The sequence below is a fragment of the Pantoea sp. 1B4 genome, assembly GCF_016925765.1.
GTDB lineage: Bacteria > Pseudomonadota > Gammaproteobacteria > Enterobacterales > Enterobacteriaceae > Pantoea > Pantoea agglomerans.
The window spans coordinates 2,872,137-2,895,231 of sequence record NZ_JAEUWZ010000001.1 but is presented as its reverse complement, the minus strand read 5'-3'; the positions used below and the strand labels follow the sequence as shown (position 1 = coordinate 2,895,231).

Below are 23,095 nucleotides of genomic sequence, written 5' to 3'. Positions count from 1 at the left end.
GATCTATTTCTGAGACTCCATCACCGAATCTTTGACCTGCACAGCCTGCTGCTTCTCATTGGTCTTCTTATACCGTCCGGCAATAAATGAGCAGACCATCAGCTGTACCTGATGGAAAATCATCAGCGGCAGCACAATAATCCCCACGGTACTGGCCGGGAACAGGATATTCGCCATCGGCACGCCATTCGCCAGACTCTTCTTCGAACCACAAAACAGCACCACAATCTCGTCGGCGCGTTTAAAGCGGAACAGACGCGAGGCCAGCAGGTTGATAATCAGCACGGCGGTCAGCAGGATGATTGAGCCTGCCACAATCCACAGCAGCGTAATCAACCCAACGCGATGCCAGATGCCGTTAACCACCGCTTCACTGAAGGCGGAGTAGACCACCAGCAGAATGGAGGTCTGGTCGGTTTTGCCAATCACGCTGCGGTGCTTTTCAACCCAGCCCCCGATCCAGCGCCGTGAGAGGTGTCCCAGCACGAAAGGCACCATCAGTTGCAGCATAATCTTCCCGATCTGCTCCAGTCCATCGCTGGGCGCGCTGCTGTGAATATCCATCACCAGATTCACCAGCAACGGCGAAATAAACACACCCAGCAGGCTTGATGCAGAGGCGCTGCATACCGCTGCCGCAACGTTACCACCCGCCATGGAGGTAAACGCGATAGCGGACTGCACGGTCGCAGGCAGGATACAGAGGTAGATAAAGCCGGTATAAATTTCCGGGCCGACATTAACCGGATGCCACCAGACCAGCAACAGACCCAGCACCGGAAACAGCACAAAGGTGCTGAACATAATCCACAGATGCAACCGCCAGTGACTGCTGCCTGAGATGATCTTTTCACGCGACAACTTGGCACCATGCATAAAGAACAGCAGTGCTATCGCTGCCGTCGCGAGATAGCTGAATATATCAACGTAGATCCCTCTGGCTGGCAGGAAAGAGGCCAGCAGCACGGTGATGATGAGTTTAACCATCATCGGATCGAGTTTTAAAAATCCCATTGTTAAATTCCGGTAAATTTTTCAATAGTGCGATTGTGCGTGAAACCTGTTTAGAAATAAAATTGATTTATTGAATTAATCTATGAGCAGAATCGATGAATTACACCCTGCGTCAGCTACGAACCTTTATTGCGGTGGCTCACTATGGCGGATTCAGCCAGGCGGGGCAGGCGATAGGTCTGAGTCAGTCGGCGGTCAGCCACAGTATTAAAGAGCTGGAAGCGGAAACCGGCGTGCGATTGCTGGATCGAACCACCCGGGAGGTGATGCTGACTGAAGCGGGAAAACAGCTGGCGTCACGCATGGAGCGCCTGCTGGAGGAGATTCATACCACGCTGCTGGATATCCGCAGTTTTGGCGAACAGCGCAGTGGTACCGTCAGGGTGGCAGCCAGCCAGACCATTTCCGCTCATCTGATGCCGCAATGTCTGGCCGCCAGCCAGCAACACTTTCCTGACATCAAAGTGATACTGCACGATCGCGCCCAGCAGTGGGTGCTGCAAAGTGTGCGTAACGCCGAAGTCGATTTCGGGATTGTGATTGGGCCACTCAGCGACAGCGATTTTGACAGCATCGCGATTCTGGATGAGCCTTTCCTGCTGCTATGCCGTGATGATGATCCGCTGGCGCAGGTGGAAAGGGCAGAATGGTCAATGCTGGATGGCCGCACCATGGTGCTTCAGGACTACGCTTCGGGCAGTCGGGTCCTCATTGATGCGGCGATGCAGCAGCAGAATATCAGGGCTGAAGTCGTTCAGGAGATTGGTCATCCCGCTACGCTGTTTCCGATGGTACAGGTGGGGATCGGCATCAGTATTCTGCCCGCGCTGGCGTTACCGTTACCGGCGGATCGCGCATTAACGGTGCGGCGTCTATATCCTGAAATCAATCGCAGCCTCACGCTGATCAAGCGTAAAAACCGTTCGCTGACGCCTGCTGCCGAAGCGATCTGGCAGGAGGTGCGCCAGCAGGCGACGCTGCTGGCGCAACAACGCGAGGCCAGGCCCGCATTTTAGATGTAGACATCAATTTTGTTGGTGTCGGTAGGGCGGTTAATCCCGTCTGCTTTGCTCTCACTGACGGACGAGCTGTCACTCTTTGGCTGATCCTGCTCGGCCTGCTTCTGTTCCAGCTGAGCAATCTGTGCCTGCAGCATGGTGATTTGTGACTGATACATCTGCTGCATTTCAGACTTCTGTTCGTCAGTCAGTTCTTTGTTGTCGGCCAGCTCTTTTGACTTGCGTTAAGACGTTCTGAATCTGTTTATTCAGCGCCGCGACCTGCGAGGCAACACTGCCGCCACCGCTGTCACCGCCACTGACTGCACTGCTTAGAATTCCGGAAATTGAAGACATCATTTTTCTCCCTGTAAGTTGTCAGATACGTTATCGGCACGCTGTGAAACGACTTGAGAGCTGAAATTGTTAAGGTTGCGAAAAGGCGAGAGCTTATCCAGTACCTTAGCAAAGGGCAGCTTCGCCCTTGCTACCTGATCCAGCACGTTGTTTAAAGTCTGAAATAGCTGGAAAAAGCAGTTCCACTCTGAAGCGCAGGAAATCTCTCAATAGCAGAAACGAAAAAAGCGCCTTAAAGGCGCTTTATTCTGAATTGGTGGGTCGTGCAGGATAGCCTCGGCCCGTCGTGGGCCTCGCCCTGCGGGTGATGCTGTCGCATCAGCCTGAATCGCTCCCGGCGATTCAGTCGAACCTGCAGCAGGTTCTCATCCTGCACGGTAAAGTCCGTGCCCCGGAAACGAAAAAAGCGCCTTAAGGCGCTTTATTCTGAATTGGTGGGTCGTGCAGGATAGCCTCGGCCCGTCGTGGGCCTCGCCCTGCGGGTGATGCTGTCGCATCAGCCTGAATCGCTCCCGGCGATTCAGTCGAACCTGCAGCAGGTTCTCATCCTGCACGGTAAAGTCCGTGCCCCGGAAACGAAAAAAGCGCCTTAAGGCGCTTTATTCTGAATTGGTGGGTCGTGCAGGATTCGAACCTGCGACCAATTGATTAAAAGTCAACTGCTCTACCAACTGAGCTAACGACCCGAAGTGGTGGGTGATGACGGGTTCGAACCGCCGACCCCCCTCCTTGTAAGGGAGATGCTCTACCAACTGAGCTAATCACCCACTTCGTACTTCAGTACTACTAACAGGCAAGATATGGTGGGTGATGACGGGTTCGAACCGCCGACCCCCCTCCTTGTAAGGGAGATGCTCTACCAACTGAGCTAATCACCCATATCTTCATACCTGTTCACTGCGGGCCACGCTGTTAAGAGTGGTGGGTGATGACGGGTTCGAACCGCCGACCCCCTCCTTGTAAGGGAGATGCTCTACCAACTGAGCTAATCACCCCCCGCTGTGTGGAGTCGCATTATAGGGATAGTTGATTTTGAGTCAACGCTTTTTAAAACATAAATGTGCGTTCGGTTTATTTTTAAACACCCTGTCGCGCTTTTAGCCAATGTGCTGGTTTTACTGGCAGAAAAGCCCCTTTTCCCGGGCGGCAACCGGCGGGCATGCATTGAGGATTCACCGACAGATGCTAGAATGTGCCCACTGTTTTTTCGCGTCTAACCTGTTTTTTGTCATCCAGACAGAGAACCCGCGCATCTAAGGCAATACTCAATGAAAATCAAAACACGCTTCGCGCCCAGCCCGACTGGCTATCTGCATGTAGGTGGCGCCCGTACCGCACTTTACTCCTGGCTCTTTGCCCGTCACAACCAGGGCGAGTTCGTGCTGCGCATTGAAGATACCGATCTGGAGCGCTCCACGCCGGAAGCTATCGAAGCCATCATGGATGGCATGAACTGGCTGAGCCTCGACTGGAATGAAGGCCCTTACTACCAGACAAAACGTTTTGATCGTTACAACGCGGTCATTGATGAAATGCTGGAAGCGGGCACAGCCTATAAATGCTACTGCTCTAAAGAACGTCTGGAAGCGCTGCGTGAAGAGCAGATGGCCAACAACGAAAAGCCGCGTTACGACGGCCGCTGCCGTGACAGCCATGAACATCATGCAGATGATGAGCCGTGCGTTGTGCGTTTCCGCAATCCGCAGGAAGGTTCGGTCATCTTTGACGACCAGATCCGTGGCCCGATTGAGTTCAGCAACCAGGAGCTGGATGATCTGATCATCCGCCGCACCGATGGTTCGCCAACCTACAACTTCTGCGTCGTCGTGGATGACTGGGATATGGGCATCACCCATGTGATTCGCGGTGAAGACCACATTAACAACACGCCACGTCAGATCAACATCCTCAAAGCAATTGGCGCGCAGGTTCCGGTGTATGCCCACGTCTCAATGATCCTGGGCGATGACGGCAAAAAGCTCTCCAAGCGTCATGGCGCGGTAGGGGTGATGCAGTATCGTGATGATGGCTACCTGCCAGAAGCGCTGCTCAACTACCTGGTTCGTCTGGGCTGGTCACATGGCGATCAGGAAATCTTCAGCGTGGCCGAAATGGCTGAGCTCTTTACCCTGGATGCGGTCAGTAAGTCTGCCAGTGCGTTCAACACTGAGAAACTGCAGTGGCTGAACCATCACTACATCAATACGCTGCCGCCAGAATATGTGGCGACACATCTGCAGTGGCATATTGAAGAGCAGAAAATTGATACCCGCACGGGCCCGGAACTGGCGAAGCTGGTTGGTCTGTTAGGCGAGCGCTGCAAAACATTGAAAGAGATGGCTGCATCCTGCCGCTACTTCTATGAAGACTTTGCAGAATTTGATGCCGATGCCGCGAAGAAACATCTTCGTCCGGTAGCTCGTCAGCCGCTGGAAGTGGTACGTGATAAGCTGGCCGCGATCGAAGAGTGGACGGCTGAAAACGTACATCAGGCTATTCAGAGCACCGCAGATGAGCTGGAAGTCGGGATGGGGAAAGTGGGCATGCCGCTGCGCGTGGCCGTAACCGGTGCCGGTCAGTCACCCGGACTGGATGTCACCGTGGAAGCGATAGGCCGCAGCCGCAGCGTTGCACGTATTGAGCAGGCGCTGGCCTTTATCAGTGAGCGTGAAGCGCAGGCTTAATAAACAGAACCGGAAGCTTCGCGCTTCCGGTTTTTTTACTCTTCAGTGATATCCAGACGCTGCAACATGCCTTTAATACCTATCCGTAATATCAGCGCTGACAGCTGCTCCTGTTCAGCCTGACTCATTTGTGGAACCGCATTCACCAACAGTGCCGTCAGTGAATCTGCCGGAACCCTGTACATTGCGGCGGGTTCGTGCAGGCTACGCGTCGAATGGATAAATTTTTCTACGCGATCATCGACATGAATCAATCGCGCCTTGCCGCCCTGAATACCGGGTCTGGGCAGGGTGGTCCAGTTTTCGCGCTTAATCCATTTGTTCACTGTCTGTCGGCTCAGGCCCGTCTCTGAGGCGAGTTCTTCGGGTGTTAACCATTCCTTTTTCATCATACCTTCCCTGATAAATACACCTTACTCTTCGCTGATTCCCAGTCGCTGCAAAACGCCCTTGATACCTTCGCGTAAGATTAGTGCAGTGAATTGATCCTGCTCGTCCTGAGTCATTTGCTGGACGGAACTTATTAATAACGCAGGTAATGAATTAGACGGAGTGCCATAAGTTGCCGTCGGCTCGTTAAGGTTACGGGTCGACTGAATAAAACTTTTCACGCGCTCATCAATGTGAATCAATCGGGCTTTACCGCCTTGCACACCGGGCTTCGGCGTGGTCGTCCAGTTTTCCCGCTTGATCCATTTATTCACCGTTTGCCGACTGTAACCCGTCTCTGCAGCCAGCTCTTCGGGGGTAAGCCATTCCTTTTTCACGATGCAGTCCCTGATTAATACATTAGCAGGACATATTACAGCAAAACGTAACGGGTGAAAGTAACTGAAGCTGAAATTGCCTTTTGTCTCTCGACAAAAGGCAAAACATCATTACTGAGGATTACTGGCGGGTTCAGCGGCAGGGCGGAATGCAAGGAAATAGGCCAGACCAACGAACACGGCACCACCCACGGCATTGCCTGAGAAGACGGCAATAAAATTAGGGAAGTACTCTGCCCAGCTCATCTGACCGGCAAAAATGGCGGCCGGAATAATAAACATGTTAGCGACAACGTGCTGGAAGCCAATGGCCACAAATGCCATCACCGGGAACCACATGCCGAAGATCTTGCCGACCACATCTTTACTGGCAAAGGCCAGCCATACCGCCAGGCAAACCAGCCAGTTACAGCCGATACCGGAAATAAAGGCGTGCAGGAAATCAGCGTGGACTTTTGCAGAAGCGATAGCAACGGTCTTCTTCAGGTAATCGCCCTCGGTCATACCCAGCATGTGACCAAAGAACCAGGCGACAGCCACGCTGCCGAGAAAGTTAGCCAGGGTAACCCAGAACCAGTTGCGCGCCACGCTCATAAAGCTGATGCGACGGGCGAACCAGGCCACCGGTAAGGTCATCATATTACCGGTCAGCAGTTCACCACCCGCCAGCACGGTCATGATGATCCCCACCGGGAAGACCGCGGCACCTAACAGGCCACCAAAAGAGCCCCATTCAGCGGGAAGGGTGTTGATCACGTGAAGATCCAGCAGGAAGCCGGTCGCAATAAATGCGCCCGCCATAAAGCCGAGAATCAGAAGGATGCTGACAGGTGCACGGCTTTTAGCCACGCCTGACTGGATCGCCAGTTGTGCGATTTCTTTAGGTGTATGCAGCGACATAGTATCTCAGTAGTTTTTTTTATGATTAATGGGACGATAACGCCTGGTGGACGCGTGGTGCGCGGGAGAGGGTCCCGGGTACCACTAAATTAGCGGGCTAAGTTTTGCATGCGAAAAAGCCGAAGACAAGAAAATTCCTATAACATATTTAACCGTGAATTAACCTGACGGCAGACTGAATAACAGTTAAAAAACGGTCCTGTGTGAACAGACACGATTTTCCCCTGCAGCATGCTGCTGAAACTTCGCAGGTTGCCGCCTTTTTCAGCGATCAAACAGAGAATGTCATTTTGCCGTTGACACCCCGGAGGGGGGTTTCATATTATGCCGTCCGTCGCTTAACGCGACAGTTTTTCGGTTCGGGGCTATAGCTCAGCTGGGAGAGCGCCTGCATGGCATGCAGGAGGTCAGCGGTTCGATCCCGCTTAGCTCCACCAAACTTCTTCCCAAAAGTTTGGCACTGAAAAACGATTCCAGATGTGGGGGGTATAGCTCAGCTGGGAGAGCGCTTGCATGGCATGCAAGAGGTCAGCGGTTCGATCCCGCTTATCTCCACCATTTTCTGACACGCCGTTGTCAAAATCCCTTCTGATTAATCTCTTATTCGCCAGTTGCTGCGGATCCCAACGCTATTGCTTTGCCATACGCGCTGCTGCGCACGCTTAATTGCGTTATCAACCGGCATAACCTGCTATGACATCCGATGCTGTTTGCGGGACGCTGTGCCGCCTGTCGTGCACGATCTGAATGCAGATGTGACATGTGCAATGAAAGAGTTAACGCAGGAAAGTGGAATCAGCGGGAAGCAGAGCAAGGATAGAGCAGAAAGAGAAGGGCGAGACCTGCTCGCCCTTTGATGCTTAGAGTAGTGCGCAGAACCGTGCTTAGAACGCCAGAACCAGACCGGCGATAGCGGCGGAAAGCACGCTCACCAGCGTAGAGCCGTACAGCAGCTTCAGACCAAAGCGGGAAACCACGTTGCCCTGTTCTTCGTTCAGACCTTTAATCGCACCGGCCACGATGCCGATAGAAGAGAAGTTAGCGAACGAGACCAGGAACACAGAAAGAATACCTTCTGAATGTGGCGACAGCTGACCCGCGATTTTCTGCAGATCCATCATGGCAACAAACTCATTCGACACCAGCTTGGTCGCCATAATACTGCCGACCTGCAACGCTTCGCCAGCAGGCACGCCCATCACCCAGGCAAACGGATAGAAGACAAAGCCGAGAACGCCCTGGAAGGAGATGCCGAAGATCAGATCAAACAGCGCATTCAGACCTGAAATCAGCGCGATAAAACCAATCAGCATGGCGGCAACGATAATCGCGACACGGAAACCGGCCAGGATATACTCGCCCAGCATCTCAAAGAAGCTCTGGCCTTTGTGCAGATCCTGCAACTGCAGATCTTCTTCGTTCTCAACGCGATAAGGGTTGATCAGCGACAGCACGATAAAGGTGCTGAACATGTTGAGCACCAGCGCGGCGACCACATACTTCGGCTGCAGCATGGTCATGTAGGCGCCGACGATCGACATCGATACGGTCGACATCGCGGTCGCGGCCATGGTGTACATGCGGCGCTGTGACATTTGGCCCAGGATATCTTTATAGGCGATGAAGTTTTCTGATTGTCCCAGTATCAGAGAACTCACGGCGTTGAAAGATTCCAGTTTTCCCATGCCATTCACTTTCGACAGTACGGTACCGATACCGCGAATCACCCATGGCAGGATACGGAAATGCTGCAGAATACCGATCAGCGCAGAGATAAAGACGATAGGGCACAATACGTTAAGGAAGAAGAAGGCCAGGCCTTTGTCGCTCATGTTGCCGAAGACGAAGTTGGTACCCTCAGCGGCATACTTCAGCAGATGGTCAAAGAAGCCCGCGAATCCTTTGACGAAACCGAGTCCCGCTTCTGAGTTCAGGAAGAACCAGGCGAGCACAATTTCAATCACCAGTAGCTGTATAATGTAGCGAATGCGAATGCTTTTACGATCGTGACTAACCAGCAAGGCGAGTATCCCGACCACCACCAGTGCTAAAAGAAATTGCAAAATATGGGACATGGTTGCTCCAAATTTGAGGAGGGTTGTATTTTGTTGCGTATTCTATGTAACGCGTTACTTAAAAACGAGATCTGAACCACAATATAAGTATTCGCTATCGTTATATTTTCCAGAAAAGTTCCAGAGATCACGTCCTGTTTACAAATACTTCACTTCAGATAACCACATAATTATTGTCTGAATTTTACACCGGGCGTAAAGTGACACTATTGCTCACATTTTTAGCAATCACATCCTTTACTGTAATGTATAGCAATGGCTATACTTTATAGCAGCATCTATTACACCGATAACAACAAACGAATTTCACTTGCACCTGCTAACCCCTAAGCTGCCGGGGCAGGCAAATGTTCAGACAGGGTACCGGATATGTTTGAAAGTCGTACCGCCGAGCGCGCCGCTCGCGGAGTCAGAAAAGTCAAACTCGCACTACTGGGGCCCGCTTTTATCGCCGCTATCGGCTATATCGATCCGGGCAACTTTGCGACCAACATTCAGGCGGGCGCTGCTTACGGCTACAAATTGCTGTGGGTGGTGGTATGGGCCAACATCATGGCCATGCTGATTCAGCTGATGTCAGCCAAGCTGGGTATCGCTACCGGCAAAAACCTCGCTGAACACATCCGCGATCGTTTTCCCCGGCCCGCCGTCTGGTTTTACTGGGTGCAGGCGGAAATTATCGCCATGGCCACTGACCTGGCGGAATTTATCGGTGCCGCGCTGGGGTTCAAACTGCTGCTCGGCATTTCTTTGATGCAGGGCGCGGTGCTGACAGGCATCGCCACGTTCCTGATATTGATGTTACAGAGCCGTGGGCAAAAGCCGCTGGAGCTGGTGATTGGCGGACTGCTGCTGTTTGTGGCGGCGGCCTATATCGTCGAACTCTTCTTCTCTCAGCCCAGTGTCAAAGAGCTGGTGATCGGTATGGCGCTGCCCGCGTTACCAACGTCGGATGCCGTATTCCTGGCGGCGGGTGTGCTGGGTGCGACCATTATGCCGCACGTGATTTACCTGCACTCCGCGCTGACGCAGGGCAAAAGTGAGGACAGCAAAGGTCAGCGGTACTCCTCAACTAAACTGGATGTGGCGATTGCCATGACCATCGCCGGATTTGTTAACCTGGCAATGATGGCGACTGCCGCAGCGGCGTTTCACTTCAGCGGGCACAGTAAAATCGCTGAACTCGATCAGGCCTATCTGACGTTGCAACCGCTGTTAGGTCAGGCAGCGGCGACGGTGTTTGGTCTGAGCCTGGTGGCCGCCGGATTATCTTCAACGGTGGTCGGTACGCTGGCGGGGCAGGTGGTGATGCAGGGCTTTATCCACTTCCATATTCCCCTGTGGGTGCGCCGAACCGTCACCATGCTGCCCTCCTTTATTGTCATCTGGGCCGGCTGGGACCCGACAAGGGTGCTGGTGATGAGTCAGGTGCTGCTGAGTTTCGGTATTGCGTTGGCGTTGATTCCGCTGCTCTCCTTTACCGGCAACCGCGAGCTGATGGGCGATGATATGGTTAACTCGCGTCTGATGCAGAATACCGGGCGACTGATCGTGCTGCTGGTGATTACGCTGAATCTTTACCTGCTGGTGGGTGAAGCGCTGGGGCTGTAGCGACTGTGAAACCTGAAACGCCCGGTTCTGCCGGGCATTTTCTTGTTGGCAACGTCTGGCCAGGTTCGCTGTGATACCGAGCCAGCGCAGGAAACACGGTCAGATCGGAAAGACGCAAAATCCGTCATCCATGACATGCTCGGCCCGCGCGATTACGCACCTCATCCCTGAGGTGCGCCCGTAGCCGGGCCAACGCGTTGCGTTGTTCAAAAACGCTCCCGGCGTTTTTGTCCATGGCGCGGGACGCTTTCCTCTTCTGACCGTGTTCCCTGCGCGTTGAGTTTATGCGTTGCGGCCAGAATCACACTGATTGAAGTCTTTGTGTTGTCTGAAACGCCCGGTTCTGCCGGGCGTTTTTATTAATGGCGATCGTGTCCGTGATGGTCTGGACCGCGATGGTCAGGCCCACGACGGTCATGATGATCCCAGCCACGATCACGATCGCGGCGATACTGATGTTCCCAGCGACGCTCACGGTCGCGCTCATGCCAGCGGCGTTCGCGCTCCCACTGCTGCTGACGACGCCACTCTTCGTGTCGCCACCAGCGGCGTTCGTTGTAAGAATAGCGGTCGTTCCACCAGCGCGGTTCACGCCAGCGACCACCATCCCAGTAATAGCCACGGCGATCGCGATCGCCAAGATTCAGGGTGACGCCGGGGGCCAGAGTAATAGAGGCACTGGAGGCCTGGGCTGTGTGGTGTGCCAGCGGCAATAACAGGGCCAGCAGGGCAGCAAAAATAAGGGCTCTTTTCATTTTCTTCTCCTCATCAACAGTCTGATGCTGTTGCGGCGCAGCGATTATGCCTGCGTATTGCTGTTGTTACCGCATCATTGTGTCGGAAGATTGTGAGGAAATTGGGGAGAGAAAGGGGTTTGAGACTATTCTGGCGCAGAAAACGCCCGGCCTCAGCCGGGCGCTAAAATCGTTACAGCAGCGCCGCGTCAATCGCAACTAACTCGCTGTCGCTGAACTGACGGCGAGCGAGCATCGCCACCGCGTCATCGATCTGGGCTGTTTTGCTGGCTCCGATCAGTACTGAAGTCACACGCTCATCGCGCAGCACCCACGCCAGTGCCATCTGCGCCAGCTTCTGTTCGCGCTGCTGCGCAATAGCATTAAGCTTGCGGACTTTCTCCATCTTCTCATCCGTCAGCTGGTTCTCATTCAGGAACTTGCTGCCGCTGGCCGCGCGCGAATCTTCAGGAATGCCCTGCAGATAGCGATCGGTGAGCACGCCGCCTGCCAGCGGAGAGAAGGCGATACAGCCGACGCCCGCATCGCCCAGCGTCTGAATCAATCCCTGCTCAGGTGTGCGTTCAAACATCGAATAGCGCGGCTGGTGAATCAGACAAGGGGTGCCGAGATCGCGCAGGATAGCTATCGCTTCGGCGGCGAGATCGGCCGGATAGTTAGAAAGGGCAGCGTAAAGCGCTTTGCCCTGGCGCACCACATGATCCAGCGCGCGCATCGTCTCTTCCAGCGGGGTTTCCGGATCGGGACGGTGATGATAGAAAATATCCACATACTCCAGCCCCATTCGCTTCAGGCTCTGATCCAGACTGGCGACCAGATATTTACGCGAACCCCAATCACCATAAGGCCCCTGCCACATGGTATAGCCCGCTTTAGTGGAGATGATCAGCTCATCACGATGGGCACGAAAATCTTCCCGCAGAATACGCCCGAAGTTCTCTTCTGCTGAGCCAGGGGGGTGGACCGTAATTGTTGGCTAAGTCGAAGTGCGTGATGCCAAGGTCAAACGCATGACGCAGCAGCTCACGGCTGTTATCGACCCGGGTACTGTCACCAAAGTTATGCCACAGTCCCAGCGAAATGGCGGGCAGTTTGATTCCGCTGCGGCCGCTGCGGCGATATTCCATCTGTTGATAGCGATCGGGATGAGGGAAAAGGGACATTCAGCGCTCCTGGGTAAAAACGGGGATATGTGCCAAAAGTCTATCAGTGTATACGGTTACACTCAGTGACAGCGCGCTGCAATTCGCATTTTTACAGAATATTCCGCCAGCGTAACGTCGCCTTTCCAGCCATTGCGGCTGGCTAAAATAGCGGCACGCCTCGCTAATTTCATCCTCTGTCAGATACTTAACCCCACTCTTCCCTGAAAGGAATGCGCAATGTCCACGTTTACTGTTGGAGATTACCTGCTGACCCGTCTGCAGGAGATTGGTGTAAAGCATCTGTTTGGCGTGCCGGGCGACTATAACCTGCAATTTCTTGACCACGTCATCGCCCATCCGGCGATCAGTTGGGTAGGCTGCGCTAATGAGCTTAACGCAGCCTATGCGGCAGACGGTTATGCACGCTGCAACGGCGCGGGAGCGCTATTGACCACGTTTGGTGTGGGCGAGCTCAGCGCGATTAATGGCATTGCGGGCAGTTATGCCGAGTATCTACCGGTGATCCATATCGTTGGCGCGCCTGCGACGCAGGCCCAGTTGCAGGGGGGATTGTGTTCATCATTCGCTGGGCGATGGCGATTTCCAGCATTTTATTCGCATGGCCACAGAAGTCAGTGCGGCAACGGCACAGCTTACCGCCGACAACGCCACGGCTGAGATTGATCGGGTGATCGTCAGTGCGCTGCAGGCCCGCCGTCCCGGCTATTTGTCGCTGGCCGTCGACGTGGCAGCCATGGAGGTGCAGCCACCCGCGCAGCCCCTGAACAGTCATCAATCCTCTTCGCCCGCTGCGCGTCGCGCTTTCAGCGATGCGGCGGAACGTTTGCTGGCACCGGCGCAGCGGGTTTCACTGCTGGCCGATTTTCTTGCGCTGCGCTGGCAGCAGCAGTCCGCACTGGCCGCGCTGCGTGAACAGCGTGCGATTCCCTGTGCCAGCCTGCTGATGGGCAAGGGGGGTTCTGGATGAACAGCAGCCGGGTTACGTCGGTACCTATGCCGGTGAGGCCAGCGCAGGGCAGGTGTGCGAACAGATCGAGCAGGTGGATGTGGCGATCTGCGTCGGGGTGCGATTTACCGACACCATTACTGCAGGCTTCACGCAGCAGTTTAACCCTGAGCGACTGATTGATCTGCAGCCCTCCAGCGCCAGCGTGGGCGGTGAAAATTTTGCGCCGCTGTCGATGGCGGATGCGCTGAGCGAACTGCTGCCGCTGTTTAAACGCTATGGACAGCAGTGGCAACCCGCCGCCGCACCGCCCGCCGCGCAGCCTGCAGAACCGGCGGCGGTGATCAGCCAGCAGGCGTTCTGGCAGGCGATGCAGGCATTCCTGCAACCCGGCGACCTTATTCTGGCCGAGCAGGGGACAGCCGCCTTTGGGGCCGCCGCGTTAAGATTGCCCTCGCAGGCGCAGCTGGTGGTTCAGCCATTATGGGGATCAATCGGCTATACTCTTCCGGCAGCATTTGGCGCGCAGACTGCCGATCCTGATCGCCGGGTTATCCTGATCATCGGAGACGGTTCGGCGCAGCTGACAATTCAGGAACTGAGTTCGATGCTGCGTGACCAGCAGCGACTGATACTCTTTTTGCTGAATAATGAAGGCTATACCGTCGAACGGGCGATTCATGGCGCAACACAACGTTACAATGATATTGCCCAGTGGAACTGGACGGCCTTACCGCACGCCCTTAGCCTGCAGGGCCAGGCGCAGAGCTGGCGTATCAGTGAAACGGTGCAGTTAGAGGAAGTGATGGCGCGACTCTCAGAGCCGAAGTGGCTCTCTCTGGTTGAAGTCGTCATGCAGAAAGAGGATTTGCCGCCACTGCTACGAAAAGTCACCGCCTGCCTGAATCAACGCAACGGCGGCTAAGATTCAGATAGTTGCCGCTGTGCAGGGTGGACTATCGCGGTTAGGCTGTAGCACACCTGAGTAAGACGCTCACCAATCGCACCGGTGAGCGTTGTTGTTTTATGGGCAGAATTTTATAGTGTCCTCCAACTCTTAAGACCCCAAGCGGAGCAACAGAAGAATGACAACCTATGCCTTGGTCGGCGATGTCGGCGGTACTAACGCACGCCTCGCCCTGTGTGAGGTGGAAAGCGGCAGCATCACCCAGGCCAAAACATTCTCAACATCAGAATACGACAGCCTCGAAGCCGTCATCCGCCACTATCTTGATGAACAACAGCAGGACGTTAAAGATGGCTGTATTGCCATTGCCTGCCCGATTACCGATGACTGGGTTGAAATGACCAACCATGACTGGGCGTTTTCCACGCGCAAGCTCAAAGAGAACATCGGTTTTGAACACCTGGAAATCATTAACGACTTCACTGCGGTATCTATGGCGATCCCGATGCTGACCGCCGAAAACGTGATTCAGTTTGGCGGTACAGAGCCAGTCAAAGATAAACCTATCGCGATTTATGGTGCCGGCACCGGATTAGGCGTCAGCCATCTGGTGCATGTGGACAAGCGATGGGTCAGCCTGCCAGGTGAGGGCGGTCATGTCGACTTCGCTGCCAACAGCGAAGAAGAAGATCAGATCCTGGAAGTGCTGCGCGAAGAGCTGGGCCATGTTTCAGCGGAACGTGTGCTGTCAGGTGCCGGTCTGGTTAACCTCTATCGTGCGATTGTTAAAGTGGATAATCGCGTGCCGGAAAACCTGAAGCCGAAAGATGTCAGCCAGCGTGCGCTGGATGACAGCTGCACCGACTGCCGTCGCGCGCTGTCAATGTTCTGCGTCATCATGGGCCGTTTCGGCGGCAACCTGGCGCTGAATCTTGGCACCTTTGGTGGTGTCTATATTGCCGGTGGCATCGTGCCACGCTTCCTGGAGTTCTTTAAGTCGTCGGGTTTCCGTGCGGCGTTTGAAGATAAAGGCCGCTTCCGCGACTATGTTGCCAGCATCCCGGTTTATATGATTACGCACGACCAGCCTGGCCTGCTGGGCGCGGGCGCGCATCTGCGCCAGACGCTGGGTTGCGAAATCTGATTCTGCTTTACCTCGCGCGCACTGCCATTCTGCGCGCGAGCGATTTTCCCGATCGGCCTGCTTCAGCGGGGCAGGATCGGGAAAACCCCCCCGGATTTTTTGCTGCTGCTCTCCTGCTTCGCCACCCCCCTTTCTGAACAGGCCTTTAACCCTCCTGCGCTACAGGCGCATCAGCTGTCGAAACTGCTTCACCTTACTGCGGCTGACCGGCACCTGAAACTCCAGATCGCGCAGCTTCAGCAGATAGGTGTTGTTAAACCACGGCTCGATTTCACGAATCTTGCTGAGGCTGACGCAGAAAGAGCGGTGGCAGCGGAAAAATTGCTGTTCCGGCAGGCGTGAACAGAACTCGGTAATATTCATCGACATCACGTAGGATTCGCGCCGGGTATAAACAAAGGTCAGCTTCTCATGCGCCTCAACGTAGTAAATATCATTCACGTCAGTGACGATAATGCGCTCATCTTTGATCAGGTTTACCGTCTGCGGCGTGGGCGTGGCGCTGAGATGGCTGACCGCCTGCTGCGCCTGCGCTGTGGCTTCGAGCTTGTTCAGCATGGTGACAATCCGCGACTCCTGATAGGGCTTGAGAATGTAGTCAAACGCCTCCAGCTCAAACGCTTCCACCGCATGCTCTTTCCACGCGGTAATAAAGACAATCAGTGGCTTATGGGCAAACTGATGGATATTCTGTGCCAGCAGCATGCCATCCAGTGAGGGGATGTTGATATCGAGGAAAATCACATCAACCCGATGCTGTTGCAGGTACTTCAGCACGTCCAGACCATCGTCAAAACAGGCTTCGATCTCGATTTTGCTGTGATGCTGAATCATCCAGCTCAGCTCCTGCTGCGCCAGGAATTCATCTTCCACAATAATGGCTTTCATAACAGATTCTCCGCCAGGCGCTGGCCATTCTTACTCAGCGTAAAGGAAATCTCGGTGCCCGGCTGATGCCGCACGATATTCAATCCCTGACCCGACAAAAGTTTTACCCGATGATGCACATTGAGCAGGCCGATTTTATTACCGGGCATTTCGTTACGCGCCACCCGTGCTATCACTTCGTCACTGATGCCCTGACCGGTGTCCCGCACCGAGATCCGTACCTGATCGCCCAGATCACGGACGCTCAGCGTCACCACGCCTTTGCCTTTACAGGGCTGGATGCCATGGACAATGGCATTCTCCACCAGAGGCTGGATCAGCAGACTCGGCAGCAGAAAATGGAGATCCTCATCGACGTCATAGATCATCGTCAGCTTATCGCCAAACCGGGCCTGCTCGATGGCGATGTAATCTTTCACCTGCCACAGCTCTTTACGGATGTCGATTAGCTCATCGTCGTTCAGTTCCAGGTTGTAGCGCAGATAGCGTGACAGGTTTATCACCAGCTGGCGGGCGGTATCGGGATTGAGCCGGATAGAAGAGGAGATAGCATTCAGGGCGTTGAACAGGAAATGAGGATTTATTTTACTTTGCAGCGCACGCAGTTCCGCTTTATTAGCCATCTCGCGCAGCTGCTCGGCACGCGACACTTCAAGCTGGGTTGAGATTATTTGTGACAGGCCGATCGCCATCTCCTTCAGCGAGCCGGTAATACGGTGTGCGCGGCGATAGTAGATTTTCAGCGTGCCGGTGACTTTGCCTTTCTCCCACAGCGGGATCACGATCATGGAGTGAATATCTTTGGTGCGATGCGCTTCATCGTTGTTCTTAATGATAATTTTACCGCTGGCGATCGACTGCGCCGTGGTGGGGCTGATGCCATCATCCCCATGTTTATAATTGTGTTCGCCATAGCCGACGTAGGCCAGAATCTGTTTTTTATCGGTCATCGCCACCGCATCGGCTTTGATCTCCCGTCGGATAATGTCACAGATGTTGCGCAGCGAGTCGCTGTTCACCTGACGGAACAGCGGCAGGGTTTTATTGGCGATCTCCAGCGCCAGCTTGGCCTGGCGGGCAGCAATCGCCTCTTTCTCACCCTCAACGCTCTGCACCAGCAGCACAATGATACCGATACTGGAGGCACCGAGGATCATCGGCAGGGCAATTTCCGACACAATCGCCAGTCCGAGTGAGGTGGGGCGCGCCCACACAACAATCAACAACATCGTCAGGGCTTCACAGAGCATGCCGCCGACGATACCGGCACGCCAGCGATGCTCTTTCAGTACCCGGCGATTAATACCGCCCGCGACGATACCGGCAATGATGCTGGTAATCAGGCAGGGCACGGAGGTTACGCCGTGAATATCGATCAGAAAACGGTGCAGACCGGCAATAACCCCGGTGGCGATCCCGACCCAGGGACCAAACAGAATGCCGCCCGCCATCACGGCGATGACCCGCACATTCAGCAGTGAACCATCGACATCGACACCCGACCAGGTACTGAACAGCGCAAACAGGGAAAAGATGGCAGTAACGGCTACTTTCTCCGCACGGGTGTGTTCATCTTTTTGCAGCAGCTGACGAAACGGGCGGGTGCGTGTCAGAAAGAACAGGCAGATCAGCATCAGGGCGGCGCGGTCAAATACTGCCAGTAACATCGTGAAGTGGGAGGACACAGGCGACTCATCGGCAATGGAAAGTGCCTCTATGATAAAAAATGTGATCGCGAACCGCTAGCGTCCCGATCAATCACGGCGGGAGTTAGTGTTTCAGATCAATTTTTACGACATATCTGCAAAAAAGGGGAAAGGTTGAGTGCATTAAAGGGGAACAGTTTTTTCGCCCTGCAGAGGCTGGTCGCTAAGGTGCCGTTTTGCTATGTTGCGCGATGAGGTGCGCCAGTGAACGCTGGAAAACCGCGCCCATCGGGAGCCGCAGATGCATCTTGTCACCGCCAGATTAACTCTGAGTAAATTACAGCCAGAAGACTGGCAACTGTTTCGTGCCGTCCATGAAGATCGCGACACCATGACCTGGGTGAGCGAAATCCCCGATGAAGCGGATATCCGCCAGCGCTTCACCGAGCGTCTGGCCCCCTGGCAGGCGAGCAGTTTTCATATGCTCTGCCTGGTTGCGCGACGTCGTGACAACGGTGAGCCGATTGGCCTGTTTGGCTGCAGCCCCGAATGGGAGCCATACCGACAGGCGGAGGTGGGCTATATGCTGCTGCATCGCCACTGCGGTCAGGGATATGGCAGCGAAGCCCTGGCGGCGCTGTGTCAGTTTTTGCTTGAAGCCGATTTCCACAAACTCAAAGCGATGGTGATTGAAGGGAACTGGGCGTCACGCCGTATTCTGGAGAAAAACGGCTTTCAGTTGGAGGGCACGCTACGGGATAATTATCTGCTGAACGGCTGCTGGGTGAACGATTGGCTGCTGGGGCGGCTGAATCCGCAAAAATAAAAATATTTTCCGCCACCCTCGACAAAATGATCCTCGCCACGTTATGTTCGTAACGGGTCACCACAGTGACCCGCGTCGCTCGGACGGTCCGGGCGCTTACGTAATCCAGAGGACATCATGGCTGATAACAGCACACCCCGTCGTTTCTCGCGTATCGAACGCTTACCCCCTTACGTTTTCAACATCACAGCTGAACTGAAGATGGCTGCGCGTCGGCGCGGCGAAGATATCATCGACTTTTCAATGGGCAACCCGGATGGCCCGACTCCGCCGCACATCGTCGAAAAGTTATGCCAGGTGGCGCAGCGTGACGATACCCACGGTTATTCCACTTCTCGCGGTATTCCGCGCCTGCGCCGGGCGATCTCGCGCTGGTACGCCGATCGCTATCAGGTTGAGATCGATCCTGAATCAGAGGCGATTGTCACCATCGGTTCCAAAGAAGGCCTGGCGCACCTGATGCTGGCGACGCTGGATCACGGTGATACCGTGCTGGTGCCCAATCCCAGCTATCCGATCCATATCTATGGTGCGGTGATTGCCGGGGCGCAGGTACGCTCGGTGCCGCTGGTGGCGGGTGTCGACTTCTTCAATGAGCTGGAACGCGCCATTCGCGAGAGCTATCCCAAGCCAAAAATGATGATCCTTGGCTTCCCGTCCAACCCCACCGCACAGTGTGTGGAGCTCGACTTTTTCGAACGGGTGATTGCGCTGGCGAAGCAGTACAACGTGCTGGTGATCCACGATCTGGCCTATGCCGACATCGTCTACGATGGCTGGAAAGCGCCATCGATTATGCAGGTGCCGGGCGCGCGTGATGTCGCCGTCGAATTCTTTACCCTGTCAAAAAGCTACAACATGGCGGGCTGGCGTATCGGTTTCATGGTGGGCAACAAAGAGCTGGTCGCCGCGCTGGCGCGAATCAAAAGTTATCATGACTACGGCACCTTTACGCCACTGCAGGTGGCGGCGATTGCGGCGCTGGAAGGGGATCAACAGTGCGTACGCGACATCGCAGAGCAGTACAAACGCCGCCGTGATGTGCTGGTCAAAGGATTGCATGAAGCGGGCTGGATGGTGGATAACCCGAAAGCCTCAATGTACGTCTGGGCAAAAATACCGGACCATTACGCACATCTTGGGTCGCTGGAGTTCGCTAAGCAACTGCTGCAGGAGGCGAAAGTCTGTGTCTCGCCCGGTATTGGGTTTGGCGACTATGGCGACACGCACGTGCGTTTTGCGCTGATAGAGAACAGCGATCGTATTCGTCAGGCGGTACGGGGAATTAAAGCGATGTTTCGTGCCGATGGCATATTGCCAGGCAGCATAAAAATGGAAGAAGAACGCTGACAGCCAGCAGGGGCGACTCAAGGGTCGCCCCGTGGCGGCACTGTCACGCCATTACTTCAGCAGCAGAACAAAGGTTCCGAACCAAAGTAACGCGAAAAAAAGATATTCCCATCAAGGCATATTTCACAAAGCAACTCCTCTGAGCGGTTACGATGATGGCGATCCCAAACCAGTGCAACGCGAACAGATGTGGAAAAGAGATCGCCATTTACAGTCATGGTCTGCTCTTTTCCGGGTTGATCTGAATAACTCAGAACAGGATCGAGCGCTAATTTACGCGTAATCCTCCCCAAATGAAATAGGTCCGTTCTGAGATATTGCTCACAATTTTACGGCACTTCGATTTCAGGGATCGCCGACATGCCTACACGTAACTGAGCCAGATGCTGTTGGTCGCCATCCAGCACAATTTTCACCGGCAGACGTTGAACGACTTTAGTGTAGTTGCCGGTGGCGTTATCGGGAGAGATCGCCGAAAAAGTTGCGCCGGTGGCCGGTGCGATGCTGTCCACATGACCGGTAAAGGTCTCGCCCGGCAGGGCGTCCACCCGGATCCGCACCCGCTGGCCGGGACGCACATCGCTTAACTGCGTCTCAAGATAGTTAGCGGTAATGTAGGTTTGCTGCAGTGGCACCACCGCCAGCAGACGGGTGCCGGCTGAAACGTACGCGCCGGTCCGCACCGAGCGCTGACCCACCATGCCGTCAACGGGCGCAGTAATGCGGGTGTAGGAGAGATTCAGCCTGGCCTGATCGACGCTGGCCTTCGCCGCTGCAACGTCTGCTTCTGCTGAACGCACTGCCGCCTGTAGCACTCCCACCTGTTTTACTGCTGACGCCAGCGCGGCCTGACTCTGATGCACGGCTGCCAGCGCCGAGCGCTGGTTTGAGCTGGCTTTCTGCTGATCGTCGGCTGCCACGGTACCGCTTTTATAGAGGCGGTTATAACGATCGGCGCTCTGACCGGCATACTGCGCAGAGGCTTCGCTGGCCGCGACGCTGGCTTTCTGCTGGTCAATAACCGACTGCTGCTGCTCCAGCTGTGCCTGGCTGCTCAGCAGTTTCGCCTGGCTCACCTGCAGGTCAGCCTCCGCACTTTCCAGCGCCACACGATAGTCACGATCGTCCAGCGTCGCCAGCAGCTGACCCGCTTTGACCTGCTGATTATCCTGCACCTGCACGTGGCTGATGTAGCCCGAGACTTTCGGTGCCACAAGGGTGTAGTCCGCATTGACGTAAGCGTCGTTGGTGCGGTGATTGTTGCCGGTCATCAGTGACCAGACCACAAAAGCGATGGCCAGTAACACCAGCAGCAACAGACTCAGCAGCAGGGTTCTTTTCATTTCGAAAGCACGCATATTCAGTTATTCCGGGAAGGGTTTTGAATCAAAGTTTGAGGCGGCCACACCCGTTTTGGCAGGATGGCGGTAAGCAATAACAGGCAGGCGGCAAAGCCGGTCAGCATCAGCCAGCTGTCGCTCAGGCCGAGGATCGTGGCCTGATGCCTGACAAGGGTGGCGAATCCGCTGAGATTATCGGCGGCGCTGATGCTGCCATCCGGCAACAGCGGCAAGCTGCTGCTGGCCTGACTGGCCGTCGGCGCTGTCATCAGCCAGCTGCGACTGGCCGCCTGATTAATCAGCACACTGGAGTGAAACTGCTCACGATGCGAAAGGAAAACCTCAACCAGCGTAGAGGCAGCGATGCTGGAAAAGCCGCGCACCGTATTAAACATCGCCGAGGCAAACGGGCCTTCTGGCGGGGCCACAACGCTGGTGGCGCTCATCAGTATCGGCAAAATGATCATCGGTTGTCCGAACGCCTGCAGGATCTGCAGCAGCCAGAAATTCTGTCTTGCCCAGTCACTGGTGATCTGTGTGCCCAGCAGACAGGAGGTCACCAGCAAGCCGACGCCCGCCGTCAGCATCCAGCGGCAGTCGATCCAGCGGATATTCAGCAGGGCTGCAATCAGCGGTGCGATCAGCAGTTGCGGCAGGCCCACCGCCAGCGCCAGCGGGGCAAACTCAAGGGTGCGAAAGCCGCTGACCTGAGCAAAATAGGCCGAAGGCAGCGCGGAGCCAGAAAGCCCAAGGATGAGCACGCAGGCCAGGCCCAGCAAGCCGTGCGCCAGATTTGGCCGTCGGAGCATCTGCAATTTAAACAGCGGCAGCGGGTGAAACCACTCATTAATCAGGAAAACCAGCAGCAGCGGCAGCGCGGTGAGCAACATACCGGTAATCAGTGGCGAGTTCAGCCAGTCGAGGCGCTCACCCTGGGTCAGCACCAGAATCAGCAGCGCAACACCACTGCAGCCGGTCACCATGCCGAACAGATCGATCTGCTGAAAGCGTTCCGGTCGCAGCGGATCCTGGGGCAATCCCCATCCTGTCAGCAGCATAGCGATCAGCATCAACGGCACGACCTGCCAGAACACCATCATCCAGCTGACGTGATCGGTCCACAACGAGGCCAGCGAGGCCGCCATATTGGGGCCAAACGTCGCGGTCAGGGCATAGCCCGCCAGGCCAAAAAGTTTAAAGGGCGGCGGCAGAAAGCGCAGGGCGACCGTCATCAGCATTGGCGGTAAGGCGCCGCCAAACAGGCCCTGCAATACGCGCAGGCTGATAAACAGCGTCGGATCCCGCACCAGCGGCAGCAGAATGCCGGTCAGCATAAATCCCGCCGACACGCCTAACGTAAAACGCCGCAGCGACAGGGTGACGGCAAACCAGGGCGCAATCATCATGGCGGCTACTTCTGCCGCCTGATAACCAGAGATAATCCAGCTACCCTGATCGTAACTGATGCCGATCGCGGCACGGATATCGGCCAGCGCGATATCACTGACGCGATCATTCAGCCCGGAGGTCAGGGCGGCGATGAGCACGCCGACTAATCCCAGTGCCAGTCGCAGTGTAAAAGGATGAGGGGCCGGCGCGGCGGCAGGCTTAGCGTTCATTGCAGGCGATCTCGTTATTATGATGCAGTGTACTGCGATGTGATACAGGTCGTAATATTACATCCCGGTATACTGTATTGCAATGTGGTACAGGCTGTAAAA

The 23,095-nt window shown here is 55.1% G+C and carries 16 protein-coding genes, 6 tRNA genes, 2 other RNA genes and 4 pseudogenes; 9 read left to right on the top strand and 19 right to left on the bottom strand.

The genetic code is table 11. The annotated features are described in order from the left end of the window. Positions 1-3 precede the first annotated feature (3 nt). On the bottom strand, positions 4-1,014 hold the full coding sequence (locus tag JNO11_RS13945; RefSeq protein WP_325177431.1) for a bile acid:sodium symporter: 1,011 nt from the start codon (positions 1,012-1,014) through the stop codon (positions 4-6). 95 nt (positions 1,015-1,109) lie between these two features. Here JNO11_RS13945 and JNO11_RS13940 point away from each other — a divergent pair, with 95 nt between their 5' ends. After that, complete coding sequence (locus JNO11_RS13940; RefSeq protein WP_010259882.1) at positions 1,110-2,030, top strand: LysR family transcriptional regulator; 921 nt, start codon at positions 1,110-1,112, stop codon at positions 2,028-2,030. Here JNO11_RS13940 and JNO11_RS13935 read toward each other — a convergent pair. The 7 genes and pseudogenes from JNO11_RS13935 to JNO11_RS13905 all read right to left on the bottom strand — a co-directional run bounded on the left by JNO11_RS13935 (position 2,027) and on the right by JNO11_RS13905 (position 3,364). Next, a pseudogene (locus JNO11_RS13935) lies at positions 2,027-2,369 on the bottom strand (FlxA-like family protein). The gene JNO11_RS13940 and the pseudogene JNO11_RS13935 sit on opposite strands and share 4 nt — an antisense overlap. 254 nt (positions 2,370-2,623) lie before the next feature. Next, positions 2,624-2,759, bottom strand: a non-coding RNA gene (locus JNO11_RS13930) — RtT sRNA. 42 nt (positions 2,760-2,801) lie between these two features. After that, a non-coding RNA gene (locus tag JNO11_RS13925) (RtT sRNA) lies at positions 2,802-2,937 on the bottom strand. A gap of 42 nt (positions 2,938-2,979) precedes the next feature. Beyond that, positions 2,980-3,055: transfer RNA gene (locus JNO11_RS13920), tRNA-Lys, on the bottom strand. A gap of 4 nt (positions 3,056-3,059) precedes the next feature. Further along, positions 3,060-3,136: transfer RNA gene (locus tag JNO11_RS13915), tRNA-Val, on the bottom strand. A gap of 34 nt (positions 3,137-3,170) precedes the next feature. Then, positions 3,171-3,247: transfer RNA gene (locus JNO11_RS13910), tRNA-Val, on the bottom strand. Between the two features lie 41 nt (positions 3,248-3,288). Next, positions 3,289-3,364: transfer RNA gene (locus JNO11_RS13905), tRNA-Val, on the bottom strand. Between the two features lie 273 nt (positions 3,365-3,637). On the opposite strand from JNO11_RS13905, the gene gltX reads away from it, so the two are divergent. Continuing rightward, positions 3,638-5,053, top strand: coding sequence for a glutamate--tRNA ligase (gene gltX / locus JNO11_RS13900; protein WP_010257834.1), 1,416 nt, complete (start codon positions 3,638-3,640; stop codon positions 5,051-5,053). A gap of 35 nt (positions 5,054-5,088) precedes the next feature. Here the strand turns inward: gltX and JNO11_RS13895 are convergent, their stop codons facing one another. The 3 genes from JNO11_RS13895 to JNO11_RS13885 form a co-directional block, all read right to left on the bottom strand. Next, entirely contained in the window at positions 5,089-5,442 is a 354-nt protein-coding gene (locus tag JNO11_RS13895) for a YfeC-like transcriptional regulator (protein ID WP_010257835.1), read from the bottom strand. Positions 5,443-5,466: 24 nt separating this feature from the next. Continuing rightward, complete coding sequence (locus JNO11_RS13890) at positions 5,467-5,820, bottom strand: YfeC-like transcriptional regulator (protein WP_010257838.1); 354 nt, start codon at positions 5,818-5,820, stop codon at positions 5,467-5,469. Positions 5,821-5,931: 111 nt separating this feature from the next. Next, complete coding sequence (locus JNO11_RS13885; RefSeq protein WP_010257841.1) at positions 5,932-6,720, bottom strand: formate/nitrite transporter family protein; 789 nt, start codon at positions 6,718-6,720, stop codon at positions 5,932-5,934. A 361-nt stretch (positions 6,721-7,081) separates the two neighbouring features. Between JNO11_RS13885 and JNO11_RS13880 the strand changes: the two genes are divergently transcribed. Both JNO11_RS13880 and JNO11_RS13875 read left to right on the top strand, forming a co-directional pair. Continuing rightward, positions 7,082-7,157, top strand: a tRNA-Ala gene (locus JNO11_RS13880). A gap of 45 nt (positions 7,158-7,202) precedes the next feature. Then, positions 7,203-7,278: transfer RNA gene (locus tag JNO11_RS13875), tRNA-Ala, on the top strand. Between the two features lie 326 nt (positions 7,279-7,604). On the opposite strand, the gene JNO11_RS13870 is transcribed toward JNO11_RS13875, so the two are convergent. Further along, a complete protein-coding gene (locus JNO11_RS13870) occupies positions 7,605-8,795 on the bottom strand; it encodes a NupC/NupG family nucleoside CNT transporter (protein ID WP_010671371.1) in 1,191 nt (396 codons plus the stop codon). 369 nt (positions 8,796-9,164) lie between these two features. Between JNO11_RS13870 and JNO11_RS13865 the strand changes: the two genes are divergently transcribed. Then, entirely contained in the window at positions 9,165-10,406 is a 1,242-nt protein-coding gene (locus tag JNO11_RS13865; RefSeq protein WP_010257845.1) for an Nramp family divalent metal transporter, read from the top strand. A 359-nt stretch (positions 10,407-10,765) separates the two neighbouring features. Here JNO11_RS13865 and JNO11_RS13860 read toward each other — a convergent pair whose 3' ends face one another. Beyond that, positions 10,766-11,161, bottom strand: a complete 396-nt coding sequence (locus JNO11_RS13860; protein ID WP_325177430.1) for a DUF2502 domain-containing protein — start codon at positions 11,159-11,161, stop codon at positions 10,766-10,768. Positions 11,162-11,333: 172 nt separating this feature from the next. Further along, positions 11,334-12,324: pseudogene (mgrA, locus tag JNO11_RS13855) on the bottom strand (L-glyceraldehyde 3-phosphate reductase). Between the two features lie 219 nt (positions 12,325-12,543). On the opposite strand from mgrA, the pseudogene ipdC reads away from it, so the two are divergent. Beyond that, positions 12,544-14,198: pseudogene (ipdC, locus tag JNO11_RS13850) on the top strand (indolepyruvate decarboxylase). 160 nt (positions 14,199-14,358) lie between these two features. Beyond that, positions 14,359-15,324, top strand: a complete 966-nt coding sequence (glk, locus tag JNO11_RS13845; RefSeq protein WP_325177429.1) for a glucokinase — start codon at positions 14,359-14,361, stop codon at positions 15,322-15,324. Between the two features lie 159 nt (positions 15,325-15,483). Here glk and JNO11_RS13840 read toward each other — a convergent pair whose 3' ends face one another. Both JNO11_RS13840 and JNO11_RS13835 read right to left on the bottom strand, forming a co-directional pair. Continuing rightward, positions 15,484-16,212: a LytTR family DNA-binding domain-containing protein gene (locus JNO11_RS13840; protein ID WP_325177428.1), complete on the bottom strand. Its 729-nt coding sequence runs from the start codon at positions 16,210-16,212 to the stop codon at positions 15,484-15,486. Continuing rightward, the gene (locus JNO11_RS13835; RefSeq protein ID WP_010257859.1) at positions 16,209-17,879 is read right to left on the bottom strand and encodes a sensor histidine kinase; all 1,671 of its coding nucleotides are present in this window, start codon (positions 17,877-17,879) and stop codon (positions 16,209-16,211) included. The genes JNO11_RS13840 and JNO11_RS13835 overlap by 4 nt, the downstream gene beginning before the upstream one ends. Before the next feature lie 280 nt (positions 17,880-18,159). Here JNO11_RS13835 and JNO11_RS13830 point away from each other — a divergent pair, with 280 nt between their 5' ends. Beyond that, positions 18,160-18,684: a GNAT family N-acetyltransferase gene (locus tag JNO11_RS13830; RefSeq protein WP_325177427.1), complete on the top strand. Its 525-nt coding sequence runs from the start codon at positions 18,160-18,162 to the stop codon at positions 18,682-18,684. A gap of 117 nt (positions 18,685-18,801) precedes the next feature. Beyond that, the gene (gene alaC, locus JNO11_RS13825; RefSeq protein WP_033758563.1) at positions 18,802-20,034 is read left to right on the top strand and encodes an alanine transaminase; all 1,233 of its coding nucleotides are present in this window, start codon (positions 18,802-18,804) and stop codon (positions 20,032-20,034) included. Between the two features lie 51 nt (positions 20,035-20,085). Here the strand turns inward: alaC and ypdK are convergent. From ypdK to JNO11_RS13810, 3 genes and pseudogenes are all read right to left on the bottom strand, one after another. After that, positions 20,086-20,161 (bottom strand): annotated as a pseudogene (ypdK, locus tag JNO11_RS13820) (membrane protein YpdK). Positions 20,162-20,363: 202 nt separating this feature from the next. Then, positions 20,364-21,392 carry an HlyD family secretion protein gene (locus tag JNO11_RS13815; protein WP_325177426.1) on the bottom strand — a complete coding sequence of 343 codons (1,029 nt, stop codon included), beginning with the start codon at positions 21,390-21,392 and terminating at the stop codon, positions 20,364-20,366. Positions 21,393-21,394: 2 nt separating this feature from the next. Then, positions 21,395-22,993: an MFS transporter gene (locus tag JNO11_RS13810; protein WP_033778697.1), complete on the bottom strand. Its 1,599-nt coding sequence runs from the start codon at positions 22,991-22,993 to the stop codon at positions 21,395-21,397. Between the last annotated feature and the right edge of the window lie 102 nt (positions 22,994-23,095).

Bases quoted from the DNA above. Each gene is read 5' to 3' on its own strand.
- JNO11_RS13945 (WP_325177431.1), bottom strand. From the start codon at position 1,014: ATGGGATTTTTAAAACTCGATCCGATGATGGTTAAACTCATCATCACC.
- JNO11_RS13940 (WP_010259882.1), top strand. From the start codon at position 1,110: ATGAATTACACCCTGCGTCAGCTACGAACCTTTATTGCGGTGGCTCAC.
- gltX (WP_010257834.1), top strand. From the start codon at position 3,638: ATGAAAATCAAAACACGCTTCGCGCCCAGCCCGACTGGCTATCTGCAT.
- JNO11_RS13895 (WP_010257835.1), bottom strand. From the start codon at position 5,442: ATGAAAAAGGAATGGTTAACACCCGAAGAACTCGCCTCAGAGACGGGC.
- JNO11_RS13885 (WP_010257841.1), bottom strand. From the start codon at position 6,720: ATGTCGCTGCATACACCTAAAGAAATCGCACAACTGGCGATCCAGTCA.
- JNO11_RS13870 (WP_010671371.1), bottom strand. From the start codon at position 8,795: ATGTCCCATATTTTGCAATTTCTTTTAGCACTGGTGGTGGTCGGGATA.
- JNO11_RS13865 (WP_010257845.1), top strand. From the start codon at position 9,165: ATGTTTGAAAGTCGTACCGCCGAGCGCGCCGCTCGCGGAGTCAGAAAA.
- JNO11_RS13860 (WP_325177430.1), bottom strand. From the start codon at position 11,161: ATGAAAAGAGCCCTTATTTTTGCTGCCCTGCTGGCCCTGTTATTGCCG.
- glk (WP_325177429.1), top strand. From the start codon at position 14,359: ATGACAACCTATGCCTTGGTCGGCGATGTCGGCGGTACTAACGCACGC.
- JNO11_RS13840 (WP_325177428.1), bottom strand. From the start codon at position 16,212: ATGAAAGCCATTATTGTGGAAGATGAATTCCTGGCGCAGCAGGAGCTG.
- JNO11_RS13835 (WP_010257859.1), bottom strand. From the start codon at position 17,879: ATGTTACTGGCAGTATTTGACCGCGCCGCCCTGATGCTGATCTGCCTG.
- JNO11_RS13830 (WP_325177427.1), top strand. From the start codon at position 18,160: ATGCATCTTGTCACCGCCAGATTAACTCTGAGTAAATTACAGCCAGAA.
- alaC (WP_033758563.1), top strand. From the start codon at position 18,802: ATGGCTGATAACAGCACACCCCGTCGTTTCTCGCGTATCGAACGCTTA.
- JNO11_RS13815 (WP_325177426.1), bottom strand. From the start codon at position 21,392: ATGCGTGCTTTCGAAATGAAAAGAACCCTGCTGCTGAGTCTGTTGCTG.
- JNO11_RS13810 (WP_033778697.1), bottom strand. From the start codon at position 22,993: ATGAACGCTAAGCCTGCCGCCGCGCCGGCCCCTCATCCTTTTACACTG.